This is a genomic window from Curtobacterium sp. MR_MD2014 (assembly GCF_000772085.1).
Taxonomy (GTDB): Bacteria; Actinomycetota; Actinomycetes; order Actinomycetales; family Microbacteriaceae; genus Curtobacterium.
Genome location: NZ_CP009755.1, coordinates 119,190 through 131,310, shown reverse-complemented (window position 1 = coordinate 131,310; position 12,121 = coordinate 119,190). Strand labels below are relative to the sequence as shown.

General features: G+C 72.3%; 13 protein-coding genes. 9 read left to right on the top strand and 4 right to left on the bottom strand.

Annotated elements, in window-relative coordinates:
* Positions 1–128: 128 nt before the first annotated feature.
* Entirely contained in the window at positions 129–1,400 is a 1,272-nt protein-coding gene (gene rocD / locus NI26_RS00655; RefSeq protein ID WP_066651395.1) for an ornithine--oxo-acid transaminase, read from the bottom strand.
* Between the two features lie 2 nt (positions 1,401–1,402).
* Positions 1,403–2,290, bottom strand: a complete 888-nt coding sequence (gene ddaH, locus NI26_RS00650) for a dimethylargininase (protein ID WP_066651393.1) — start codon at positions 2,288–2,290, stop codon at positions 1,403–1,405.
* Positions 2,291–2,525: 235 nt separating this feature from the next.
* Between ddaH and NI26_RS00645 the strand changes: the two genes are divergently transcribed.
* From NI26_RS00645 to NI26_RS00625, 5 genes are all read left to right on the top strand, one after another.
* Entirely contained in the window at positions 2,526–2,963 is a 438-nt protein-coding gene (locus NI26_RS00645; protein ID WP_058729711.1) for an Lrp/AsnC family transcriptional regulator, read from the top strand.
* 111 nt (positions 2,964–3,074) lie between these two features.
* Positions 3,075–3,446, top strand: coding sequence for a hypothetical protein (locus NI26_RS00640; RefSeq protein ID WP_066651391.1), 372 nt, complete (start codon positions 3,075–3,077; stop codon positions 3,444–3,446).
* Between the two features lie 27 nt (positions 3,447–3,473).
* A complete protein-coding gene (locus tag NI26_RS00635) occupies positions 3,474–4,304 on the top strand; it encodes a nitroreductase family protein (protein ID WP_066651387.1) in 831 nt (276 codons plus the stop codon).
* A complete protein-coding gene (locus NI26_RS00630) occupies positions 4,301–5,083 on the top strand; it encodes a YqjF family protein (RefSeq protein WP_066657590.1) in 783 nt (260 codons plus the stop codon). Before NI26_RS00635 ends, NI26_RS00630 begins: the two co-directional genes overlap by 4 nt.
* A gap of 81 nt (positions 5,084–5,164) precedes the next feature.
* Positions 5,165–6,436, top strand: coding sequence for a phosphatidylserine decarboxylase family protein (locus tag NI26_RS00625; protein WP_066651385.1), 1,272 nt, complete (start codon positions 5,165–5,167; stop codon positions 6,434–6,436).
* 48 nt (positions 6,437–6,484) lie between these two features.
* Here NI26_RS00625 and NI26_RS00620 read toward each other — a convergent pair whose 3' ends face one another.
* Positions 6,485–7,108, bottom strand: coding sequence for a hypothetical protein (locus tag NI26_RS00620; RefSeq protein WP_066651382.1), 624 nt, complete (start codon positions 7,106–7,108; stop codon positions 6,485–6,487).
* An 85-nt stretch (positions 7,109–7,193) separates the two neighbouring features.
* Between NI26_RS00620 and NI26_RS00615 the strand changes: the two genes are divergently transcribed.
* On the top strand, positions 7,194–8,189 hold the full coding sequence (locus NI26_RS00615) for an SDR family oxidoreductase (RefSeq protein WP_066651378.1): 996 nt from the start codon (positions 7,194–7,196) through the stop codon (positions 8,187–8,189).
* Positions 8,186–8,551: a hypothetical protein gene (locus NI26_RS00610; RefSeq protein WP_066651376.1), complete on the top strand. Its 366-nt coding sequence runs from the start codon at positions 8,186–8,188 to the stop codon at positions 8,549–8,551. Before NI26_RS00615 ends, NI26_RS00610 begins: the two co-directional genes overlap by 4 nt.
* A 10-nt stretch (positions 8,552–8,561) precedes the next feature.
* Here the strand turns inward: NI26_RS00610 and NI26_RS00605 are convergent, their stop codons facing one another.
* Positions 8,562–8,774 (bottom strand): hypothetical protein, encoded by a 213-nt coding sequence (locus tag NI26_RS00605; RefSeq protein ID WP_066651373.1) that lies wholly within the window; start codon positions 8,772–8,774, stop codon positions 8,562–8,564.
* Positions 8,775–8,871: 97 nt separating this feature from the next.
* On the opposite strand from NI26_RS00605, the gene NI26_RS00600 reads away from it, so the two are divergent.
* Positions 8,872–10,446: a glycosyltransferase family 39 protein gene (locus tag NI26_RS00600; protein WP_066651371.1), complete on the top strand. Its 1,575-nt coding sequence runs from the start codon at positions 8,872–8,874 to the stop codon at positions 10,444–10,446.
* Positions 10,447–10,494: 48 nt separating this feature from the next.
* Complete coding sequence (locus NI26_RS00595; RefSeq protein ID WP_066651369.1) at positions 10,495–12,096, top strand: glycosyltransferase family 39 protein; 1,602 nt, start codon at positions 10,495–10,497, stop codon at positions 12,094–12,096.
* The last annotated feature ends 25 nt before the right edge of the window (positions 12,097–12,121 follow it).

Below are 12,121 nucleotides of genomic sequence, written 5' to 3'. Positions count from 1 at the left end.
GCGGACGGGTGCTGACGCGCGCGGTGAGCGACGCGGGCGCGGTGGGCGACGCGGGCGCGGCCGAGCGCAACGGACGGGAGGCGCGGCACCCGCTGGCACCGCGCCTCCCGTCCGTCGGGTGGTCGCGTCTATCGCGCGGCCAGCACCTCGCCGAGGGTCCCGATCGCCAGACGCACCTCGTCGTCGGTGACGACGAGCGGCGGCGCGAAGCGGATCGTCGACCCGTGCGTGTCCTTCACGAGCACGCCGCGGTCGGCCAGGTCGTGCGCGATCTCCTTGCCGGTGCCGAGCGCGGGGTCGATGTCGATCCCCGCCCAGAGTCCGGCGACCCGGTGCGAGACGACCCCGTGCCCGACGAGCTCGTCGAGCAGCCCACGGAGCAGCGGTTCGCCGTCGAGCGCGCGCTGCTGGAACGTGCCCTCGCCGAGCATCGCGACGACCTCGGACCCGACGGCGGCCGCGAGCGGGTTGCCGCCGAACGTCGATCCGTGTTCGCCGGGACGCAGGACGCCGAGCACCTCGCGGGAGCCGACGACGGCCGACACCGGGACGATGCCGCCGCCCAGGGCCTTGCCGAGCGTGATCAGGTCGGGTCGGACACCGACACGCGAGACGGCCAGGGTGTGCCCGGTGCGCCCGAGCCCGGACTGGATCTCGTCGGCGACGAACAGCGCACCGAACTCGTCGCAGACCGCGCGGACCTCGGGCAGGTAGGACTCGGGCGGGATGACCACGCCGCCCTCGCCCTGGATCGGCTCGAGCAGGACGGCGACGACGGTCTCGTCCATCGCCTCCCGCAGCGCCGCTGCATCGCCGTACGGCACCGTGCGGAAGCCCGGCGTGTACGGGCCGAAGTCCTCGCGGGCCGAGGGGTCGTCCGAGAACGACACGATCGTGGTGGTGCGCCCGTGGAAGTTCCCGGACGCGACGATGATCGTGGCCTGCCCGGCCGGCACGCCCTTGACGCGGTAGCCCCAGGCGCGCGACACCTTGATCGCGGACTCGACGGCCTCGGCCCCGGTGTTCATCGGGAGCACGAGTTCGGTGTCGGTCAGCGATGCCAGAGCGGCGGCGAAGGGTCCGAGCCGGTCGTTCACGAACGCGCGGCTCGTCAGGGTCACCCGGTCGAGCTGGGCCCGGGCGGCGTCGAGCAGCCGGGGGTTGCCGTGGCCGAAGTTCACCGCGGAGTACGCGGCGAGTCCGTCCAGGTAGCGCTTGCCGTCGACGTCGGTCACCCACGCACCCTGGCCGGACGCGATGACGACCGGCAGCGGGCTGTAGTTGTGGGCGAGGGAGCGGTCCTCGACGGCGAGCGCGGCGGCGGTGGCACCACCGGCTACGGTGGCGTCGCCGGACGCGCCGGCACCCGCGTGGGTGCCGGCTCCGGTCGCGGTGCTCACGGTTACCGCGCGACCGAGGTGCCGGTGCCGACGGGGTGCAGGTCGAGCGTGCAGCACTTCACGCCGCCGCCGCCGAGCAGCAGCTCGGACAGGTCGACACCGATCGGGTTGTAGCCCTTCTCACGCAGCTGCTCGGCGAAGGTCGTCGCACGCGATGCGATCACGACGTTGTAGCCGTCGGAGTACGAGTTGAGGCCGAGGATCGCGGCGTCCTCCTCGGTCGCGATGACCGCGTCGGAGAAGCGCTCGCGCAGGATCGCCAGCGAGGGCTCGTCGAAGGCGCTCTCCAGGTAGGCGATGTTCGAACGGCCGGTCGCGTCGGGCTCCGGGTCGAGCACGGCGATGGCGGTGTCGAGGTGGTAGAAGCTCGGGTTGATGAGCTTGAGGGTGACGACCTCGCGGCCGTAGATGCGGGCGAGCTCCTCGTGCGAGGTGCTGTCGGAGCGGAAGCCGGTGCCGGCGAAGATGGTGTCGCCGATCAGCAGGAAGTCACCCTCGCCCTCGTTGGTCTCCTCGGGCTCGGCGACGGTGAGGCCGGCGCTGCGGAACCAGTCCATGTACGCGGGTCCCTCGGGCTGGCGCTCGGGGTACTGGAACTTCGCGCCGTACGCGACGCCGTCGAGCACGAAGCCGCCGTTGGCCGCGTAGACCATGTCCGGCAGGCCCTCGATCGGCTCGATGTAGGAGATGTCGAAGCCGAGCTGCTCGTAGACGTCGACGAGCGACTGCCACTGCTCGACGGCCTTCGACGTGTCGGTCGGCTCCTCGGGGTGCATCCACGGGTTGATCCGGTAGCTCACCGTGTAGTGCGTCGGCTTGCACATCAGGATCGTGCGCTTCGTGGCGACACGGGCCGGTGCGGCCTGCGGTTCGGTTGCGGTGTTCGACATCAGTCCTCCTGGGACCGGGGCCCGAGTCTGCCAGGAACCACCACGGATGAAGCACTCCGATGAGATGCAGGCTCACTCACCGCAGCGGACCAGGTCGACGCCAGCAGCAGTCTGACACGAACGGTCCGATCGGTGCAGTACCCCGTCCACGAGCGCATGGCACCCGTTCGGGTGACGCACGATTCCTGCGTCGGACGCACCTGGCTCGCAAGAACCCCGCGTACGATCGACGAACATGGACACGCTCGACCACCGCATCCTGGACCAGCTCCGGGAGAACGCCCGAGCCGGCTACGGCGACATCGGGTCGGTGGTCGGCCTCTCCGCGTCGGCGGTCAAGCGTCGGGTCGACCGCCTGGTCGCCGACGGGGTCATCCAGGGCTTCACGATCAAGGTCGACCCCGCGGTCGAGGACCGCGGGACCGAGGCCTGGGTCGAGCTGTACTGCCGCGGCACCGTCTCCCCCGACGAGCTCCGTACGCTGCTCGACACCGTGCCCGAGGTCGTGGACGCCGGGACCGTCACCGGCAGCGCCGACGCCGTCGTGCACATGCGCTCCCGTGACCTGCCGGCGCTCGAGCTCGCGCTCGACCGGGTGCGCCTGGCCCCGCAGGTCGACCACACCCGCAGCGCCATCGTCCTGTCGAAGCTCGTCTCCCGCGAGTCCGCGTAGCCCCCGTCTCCTCCGCGGAACGCAACGTCGGCGACGGTGCGCAGCGGCACAGCGGTCCGAGGGAGCGCCCACGTTGCGTCTTGCGAGCGTCCCGCGCGTAGGGTCGCGGTCGTGGGAATCGGGAGGACGGCCGGGAGGCGCGGCGCCACTCCCACGCGTCCGCCGGCGGCCCGGCGCCTGGTCGCCGCAGCCGCCGCCGCGTACGTCGCGAACTGCCTCTGGGGCACCGCGGTCGCGGTCCGGGTCATCCGCACGGAGAAGCTCCGCGTCGTGCACCACGGCCTCTTCGTCGTGACCGCGACGCTGACCGGGGTCGCCGCGACCACCCCGGCCTGGACACGGGACCGCTCCGCACTGTTCCTGCTGCCGGCGCTCGTCCCCCTCGCCCTCGCTCCACGCACGAACCCCCGCTCCGGAGCACACTGGAGAGTCGCGGTCGCCGCCGCACCGTCCTACCTGGGGGCGTTGCTCGCACGGCGCTGACCGCGACGACGAGACACGAGGGATGCAGTGGAGCTCTTCGAGGCCATCCGACGCCGGCGCACGACCAACGGCGCGTTCCTGCCCGACCCGGTGTCCGAGGAGCACCAGCGGCTGCTGATGGAGCTCGCAGGACGTGCACCCTCGCAGTTGAACAGCCAACCGTGGCGCTTCGTCATCGTCGAGGAGCGCGACACCATCGACCGCATCGCCGACATCAGCGGCCGGTCGATGACGCAGACGATGGCCGAGGGGTCGTTCTTCACGCGCTACCGTCCGTACTTCCGGTTCTCGCAGGCCGAGATGGACGAACGTCGGGACGGGATGCTGTTCGACAAGCTGCCGGGACCGCTCAAGCCCTTCACGAAGCAGGTGTTCACCAAGCGCGGGCAGCTCCTCATGAACACGCTCCGGGTACCGCAGACCCTCGGCGAGGAGAACCGGAAGCTCGTCGCCGGGTCGCCGCTCCTGCTCGGGGTGATGCTCGACCGCGACGAGTACCGGAAGGAGGCGCGCAACGCCTTCTACTCCGTGTTCAGCATGGGCGCGGCGATGGAGAACGTCTGGCTCGCGACGACCGAGCTCGGCCTCGGGATCCAGTTCGTGTCCTTCCCGATGGAGGTCGAGGAGGCCTGGGCCGAGGTCGAGCGGCTCCTCGCGGTGCCGCCGGAGCTCGAGCTGATGGCCGTCTACCGGATCGGCTACCTGCCGCCGGAGCGTCGACGTCCCGCCATCGACTGGGTGTCGAACGAACGGAAGCGCCCGTCGCAGTACGTGTTCCGCGGGACCTGCGCCACCCCGCAGCAGGGGTGGGACGACGCGCCGGACGCTGCCCGCGCGACCGACGGGACCGTCTCGTGACCGCCGGACAGCGGGGCGGGGGCGAGCCGGGCCTCCCGGCCGTCTCGCCGGAGGCACCGCCCCTGCGCGGGACGCCGTGGATCTCGCAGGACTGGCTCGACGTGGTCTTCGTGCACTGGCGCGTCGACGTGTCGGCGGTGGCACCGCTGCTGCCCGCCGGAGCGCACCCGGACACGATGGCGCCGGACGGGACGGACGACGGCGCGACCACCTGGGTGGGCCTCATCGGGTTCCGCTTCACGGACACGCGCTTCCCGCCGCTCGGCGGGCTCGGACGGGCCAGCAGTGTCGGCGACTTCGTCGAGGTCAACGTGCGCGTCTACACGTGCGACGACCAGGGCCGTCGAGGCGTCGCGTTCCTGTCGCTGGACGCCGGGAAGCTCCTGCCGACGATCGGCGCACGGGTCGCGACGGGCCTGCCGTACTGGTGGGCGCACGCGGCGATCCGGAAGACCGACGGCCGGGTGGGCTACGCGATGCGTCGGCACGGGACGCACCTGCGGTCGACCTTCGACGTCCGGGTGGGCGACGCGGTCGACGAGCCGACGCCCCTCGAGACGTTCCTGACGGCACGGTGGGGCATGCACGTGCGGCGGGTCGGTGCGACGCGCTACTGGCCGAACGAGCACGAGTCGTGGCCGCTGCACCGGGCGTCCCTCGTGTCGCTGCGGGACGACCTGGTGGCGGCTGCGGGGCTGCCCTTCGGACTGTCCGGACTGGAGCCGGACTCGGTGCTGTACTCGCCGGGGGTGACCACGCGGTTCGGGCGGGGACGCTGACTGTCGTGCCGATCGTGCCGGCCGGGAGGGGCGGGGCGGCTCCTGGGACCGTCACGGTGGGCGGTGGGTAGCCTCCTCCGCGTGACCGGTGCATCGCAGCAGCAGGACGTCCGACGCCGCGCGGGATGGCTCCCGCAGGACCAGAGCGGGCTCGAGGCCTGGCTCCGCGGGCGTCGCGAACGCCACCAGGAGCGCGACCCCGACCGGGCCCTGCACCCGGCGGTCTCGGCCCTCCGCGACCTCGTCGAGGGCGACCCCGTGCTGCGGATGCACGCGCACCAGATGATCGAGCAGGTCCCCGCCGGTCGCGAGTACCAGGACCGGCACCTCGAGTCGTTCGGGGAGCTGCTCGAGCTCGTCGACGAGGTCATCACGACCGCGCCCGAGTACAGCGACGAGCAGATGGTGATGACGCCGCTCGACGGGGTGCTCGACTGGACGAAGGCGACCCCGGCGGGCTTCGCCTTCTACCGGGACCCGCGCGTGAACGACGCGCTCCGGACGATCCTGCAGGGGTGGTGCGACTTCCTGTCGAGCGACAAGTCCCTCGAGGTGCTCGTGGACGCACCCTCGGGGTGGTGCAGCGATGCCGCTCGTCGGGCGGTCGGCATGGACCGGTTCGAGCACGATGCCGACGCCGAGCACTGGGGCTTCGGGTCGTGGAACGACTTTTTCACGCGGCGCTTCCGGGACGGCGAGCGCCCGGTCGCCGCGCCCGACGACGACGCGGTCGTGGTGAGCCCCTGCGAAGCCACCCCGTACCGGATCGCCAGTCGCGTCCACCGGCTCGACGCGTTCTGGGCGAAGGCGGAGCCGTACTCGGTCGAGGAGCTGCTCGCCGGCGACGAGACCGCCGACCTGTTCGTCGACGGCACCGTGTGGCAGGCGTTCCTCAGCGCGCTCGAGTACCACCGCTGGCACAGCCCGGTCGCCGGGACGGTCCTGCGCGCCTGGGTCGAACCGGGGACCTACTACTCCGAGGCCTCGTCGCAGGGCACCGACGCCGCCGAGCCGCAGCTGTCACAGGGCTACCTGGCACACGTCGCCACCCGCGCGATCGTGCTCATCGACGCCGACGACCCCGCGATCGGGATGATCGCGGTCGTGTTCATCGGGATGTCCGACGTCTCCTCGTGCGTGATCGGCGAGGGGATCTCGGACGGTGCGCACGTCGGCAAGGGCGACGAGCTCGGGTACTTCCAGTTCGGCGGGTCGTCGGTGTGCGTGCTGTTCGGGCCGGACGTCGTCGAGTCGTTCTCGCTGGGAGCGCTGCCGCAGGCGCCGGAGGAGGAATCGGCGGTCCTGCCGGTGCGGTCGCACCTGGCGACGGCGCTGCGGCGGTCGTCCGACTGACGGAACCGGTCGACGTCGGCTCCACGAACGGTCGGCTGCCGCCGCCCGTCACCGCGACGGGGCTCGGCCTGCCCGCTGTGCGTGCACGAGGGCGAGCACCGCGGCGAACACGGCTCCCGCGATGCCGCCACCGACCCAGGCCGTCGCGCGCCAGCCGGGGAGCACCGTGCCCTCGGGGAGCGCGAGTCCCAGGACGACGAGGACCGCGCAGCTCACGACCACGCCGAGGAACGCCCAGGCCACGGCCGAGAGGTCGAAGCGTGGAACGGATCGGGCGTACCGACTGATCTGCGAGAAGCCACCGACGATCCCGATCGACGCCGCGATCGGGATCCCGACGACGAGACTCGCGACCATCACCGCCGCTCCGGCGGTGACCCCGACCACGACGCGCACGCGGTGCAGGTCCCACGACGCGCCACGCGTCTGCTCCCGGTACGCCCGCAGCGCCGCGACGAGGAGCACCACCGCGCACGCGATCCCGAGTACACCGGCGACGGCCCCGGTGACGAGGGCGAGCGCATCGCCGAACGTCCTCCCGACCAGGACGGCGACGACCGCCAGCACGAGTGCGAGGACCGGTGACCCGAGGACCTCCCGGTACCGGGTCGGGGTCCGCAACACCCAGCCGGGAGGTGCCTCCTCGGCCTGCTCCTCGTCGTCCGTCTCCACCGCGCCATCCTGCCCCACGCCGTCCGGCGGCCGGGGGGACAGCGGCTGGACCGGTGCGGAGACGAGCCCGCGTACAACGGACAGCATGACGCGCGTGGCAGTGGTGACCGGTGGTTCGGCAGGGCTCGGACGGGCGACCGTCCGCGAACTCGCGGCCCGGGGGTGGGACGTCGCCGTCCTGGCCCGTGGACGCGACGGTGTCGACGCCGCCGTCGCCGAGGTCGAGGCCACGGGACGCCGAGGCCTCGCGCTGATCGCCGACGTGGCCGACCGACAGGCCGTCGAGGCCGCCGCCGAGCGCACCGAGCAGGAGCTCGGACCGATCGACCTCTGGGTGAACTGCGTGATGGTCGGGGTCTTCGGGCGCTTCACGGACACCGGCCCCGACGACTTCGAGCGCGCCGTCGACGTCAACTTCCTCGGCTTCGTCAACGGCACCCGCGCGGCGCTGGCACGGATGGTCCCCCGTGACCGTGGGCACGTCATCCAGGTCGGTTCCGCACTGGGCTTCCGGGGCATCCCCCTGCAGGCCGCCTACTGCAGCGCGAAGCACGCCATCGTCGGGTTCACCGAGTCGGTGGTGTCCGAGCTCACGGAACAGGGCAGCAGGGTGGCCGTGAGCCGCGTCGACATGCCCGCGCTCAACACGGTGCAGTTCAACTGGGTGAAGTCGCTCCTGCCGCACCACCCGCAGCCCGTCGCACCGATCTACCAGCCCGAGGTCGGCGCCCGCGCGATCGCCGTGACCGCGGAGCGGCCGCGCCGCCGCACGTGGGTGGGCGAATCGACGGTCTACACGATCCTGGGCAACCGGATCAGTGGACGCTTCGCCGACTGGTACGCCGCGAAGACCCTGGTCAGCGGACAGCAGGCCGAGCAGAAGGACGGACAGTCGCTGCCGACGAACCTGCACGAGCCCGTCCCGGGCGACCACGGTGCGCACGGGGTCTTCGACGACTCCGCGCACGCCTGGTCGCCGCAGACGTGGTGGGTCGAGCACCGCAGGCTCGGCAACGGGATCATCGGAGCCGCCGTCGGCGTCGCGGGCGCGATCGCCCTGGCCGCGGGGAAGCGCCGATGAGCCGCCGCTCCCGCAGGGACCGCCGGCAGCGTGCGCGGTGGGTCGAGGGGCTCCGCGCCGGCATCGGCGTCGCACACCTGCTCGCCTCGCGTGGGTCGACGGGCCGGGTGGCCGTGTTCGGTCGGGTGCTCGGCGCCCGGCAACTCGTGCAGGCCGCACTGCTCACGCGCGCAGCGTCACCGGAAGCGCACGTCCTCGGCGCAGCGGTCGACGCCACGCACGGCGTCTCGATGGTGCCGCTCATCGCCCTCGACCGGCAGACACGGGGGTTCGCGGCACGACAGCTCGTCGTCGCCGTGGTCCTCACCGTGCTCGAGGTCGGCCTCGTCGGCACGGGACACGGTCGCCCCGGCCGACGCTGACCGCCGCTGCCTACTCGACCTCGTCGTTCGGCTGCTCCTCCTCGACACCCGTCTCGTCCATCCGGTCGCGCAGGTGGTCGGCCATGGCCCCGGCACCCTCGTGTCCGTGGTCGTGATCGACCTGCTCGACCAGGCCGGCGAGCTTCTCCTCGTTGGTGGCCTCGGTGGCACCGTCCATCACGGGGGCGGTCTGGACCTCGTCGTCGTTCGCTCGTGCGTTCATGCACGGGACGCTACGCCGCTCGGCCCGCGCGTCGGCGGCGGACGGTCAGGCACCGCCGCACAGCGGAGCGCGCAGACCCCGCTGCTAGCCTGGCCGGATGTCCGACCTCGGGATCGAGTCGCGGACCGGATCCGATCCCGCGCCGGTCACGCGCCGTCGCGCCAGGGGGCCCCGTCGCTCCCTGCTGGCCGCTGTCCTGGTCGGTCTGGTCGCTGCAGCCGTGTCCTTCGCCGGCGCCTGGAGCACCCCGTCCGCGCTGGACGAGGCGGCCACGATGAGTGCCGCGAACCGGTCCCTGGTACAGCTGTGGCAGATGGCACAGCACGTGGACGGCGTGCACAGCCTGTACTACGCCCTGGTGCACGTGTGGCTCGACGTCGTGCCGTTCGAGTTCTGGACACTGCGACTGCCGGGTGCCGTGGGCATCGGGATCGCCGCCGGGCTGCTGGTGGAGCTCGCGCGCCGTCTGGTCGACCTGCGGACCGGGATCGTCGCCGGGCTGGTGTTCGCGGTCCTCCCCCGGGTGACGTCGGCCGGCATCCAAGGGCGCTCGTACGCGTTGACGACCACCACGGCGGCCGCCCTCACGCTCGTCCTCGTCATCGCCGTGGACCGCTCTCTCGCCCGGCGGCGCAGCGCCTGGGCCTGGTGGTCCGCGTACGTCGTCGTCGGCGGACTGAGCACCTACCTCTTCCTCTACTCGGCGCTGCTCGTCGTCGCGCACGCCGTCGCGGTGGTCGTGTGGTTGCTCGTGCGGCGTCGTCGCTCCGACTGGATCGAGGTGGCCCTGCCCTTCGCGGCCGCGACGGCCCTGGTCGCTGCATCCACCGTGCCGCTCGCCCTCCTCACCTCCGGGCAGGCATCCGAACAGCTCTACTGGATGAGCTCGCGCCTCGCCCTCGACGGACGGCTCGCGGACTCGGTCTTCGTCCAGCAGTACTTCGCCCGGTCGCTGCCGCTCGCGCTGGTCGGATGGGCCCTCGCGGTCCTCGGGGTCGTCGCCGCGTTCGTCGACCGCCGGTCGCGCTCCCGACGGCTCGCAGTGTGGCTCGCCCTCTGTACCGTCGTCGTCCCGACCGCAGCCGTCATCGTCGTGTCGGTGGTCGTGCAGCCGTACTACAACTCCCGGTACCTGACCTTCGCCGCACCCTTCGTCGCCCTGCTCGTCGCCCTCGGCGCGACGTCCTTCCGCGCGCGGCTCGTGGCACCCTTGGCGGTCCTCGCCGTCGTGGCACTCGCCACGCCCGCGATCGTCGCGCAACGGGCCGGCGAGGGATCGCCGGGGGGCGAGTGGGAACGGGTCGCGGCGTACGTCGCCGCGGACCGGGCCGCCCACGACGACGGGGACGGCCTCGACGCGGTCTACTACGGACCGTTGCCCGGGCACCCGAAGCGGACGACGGAGTACGTGTCGTCCTCCTACCCGGCCGCCTTCGCCGGCATGCGCGACCTGACGGTGATCCGCAGCGCTGCGAGCATCGGCCAGCTGTGGGCCGACCGACTCGCTCCGGGGGACGACCTGCCGCTCGAGGGTGTCGAGCGTGTCTGGTACGTCGGCGGACGGACGAGCGTCCAGCCCGCTGCTGCACGCGAGGCGCTCGCACGGGCCGGCTGGTCGGAGGACGACCGGGAGCGCATCGGCGACTTCTACGTGATCGCCTACACCCGGTGAGGCCCGGACGAGACGGTGGGTCGTCGACCGGACGGTAGGCTCGGCTCCGTGCGCCGATCCCTGACGACCAGGGACGCGGGATCGGACGACGTGTCCGACGTGCCCGCGTCCGACACCGCCCGACCGGCCTGGCGTCACCCCGCGGTGCCGGCCTCGCTCGTCGGCATCGTGGCGTTCCTGGTCTCCTTCGCTGGGACGTGGGCTGCGCCGGCAGGGATCGACGAGGCCGCGACCATGTCGTCCGCGCGCCGCTCCCTGCCGGAGCTGTGGCACATGGCGCACAACGTCGACGGGGTGCACAGCGCCTACTACGCGCTGATGCACCTGTGGTTCTCGGTCGTGCCCTACGACATGCTCACCCTGCGGCTGCCGAGCGTGATCGCCTCCGCCGTCGCGGCAGCGCTCCTCGTCGAGCTCGGCCGACGGGTCGCCGACGCTCCGACGGGGGTCGTGGCGGGACTCGTGTTCGCCGTCCTGCCGCGCGTCACCTCCGCGAGTGGCCAGGGGCGCTCGTACGCGTTCAGCTTCACGTTCGCGGTCCTGCTCACCCTCGTCCTGGTCGTCGCCGTGCAACGCACCCGCGACCGTGTGCCGCGCGCCTGGGTGTGGTGGCTGGGCTACGCGCTCGTCGCCGCAGTCGGCTCGTACTTCTTCCTGTACTCGGCGCTGCTGGTCGTGGCGCACGGTGTGACGGTCCTGGTCTGGCAGCTGACCCGCCGTCGGCCCGCCGGGATCCTGCGTGCCGGGCTCTGGTGGCTCGGCGCTGCGGCGGTCGCGGGGCTCCTGGTGCTGCCCCTCGTCCGGATGACCTCGGGGCAGGCGGACAAGCAGCTCTACTGGATCGGCACCACGTTCGACTTCAACCGCAAGGTGGTGCAGTCGATCCTGGTCGAGCAGTACTTCGGTGACTCGGAACGTCTCGCGCTGGTGGGGATCGTGCTCGCCGTCGTGGGCGTCCTCGTGACGGTCGCGGTCCCGCGTCTCCGCCGACGGGTCCGCGCCGTGGAGCTCGCGGTCCCCGCCGTCGTCGTGCCGCTCGTCGCGGTCCTCGCCGTGTCGATCCTGGTGAAGCCGCTGTACAACGCGCGGTACCTGACCTTCACGACCCCCTTCGTCGCCCTCACGATCGCGCTCGCCCTCACCGCGTTCGGTGCACTCCTGCGCTGGCGTCTGACCCTCGCCCTCGCGACCGCGGGAGTGGTGGTCATCGCCCTGCTCGCGTACCCCGTCATCGCCGCACAGCGCGCACCGATCGGCAAGACGGGCACGCACTGGAAGATGGCGACGGACCACCTGGCCGCCGAGCGCGCGCAGGAGCCCGCCGGCAGCCGCGACGGCGTCTACTACGGTCCGCTGCCGCGGCACGAGATCCGGACGACCGAGTACGTCTCCTCGGCCTACCCCGACGCGTTCGCGGGCATGCGCGACCTGACGCTCGTGCGCCCGGCCTCGGAGATCGGCGAGCTGTGGGCAGAGCGCGAGCCACGCGACCGCGAGCCCGACGTGTCGGGGCTCGACCGAGTCTGGTACCTCGGTGCCGAGACGAGCAGCCAGCCCGCGACGCTGACCGCGCAGCTCGAGGCCGACGGATGGCGTGTCGAGTCGCGGAAGTCCGTGCAGACGCTGGAGATCATCAGTTACATCCGCTGACGGAGGTCGACAGGCGCGAGGTCAG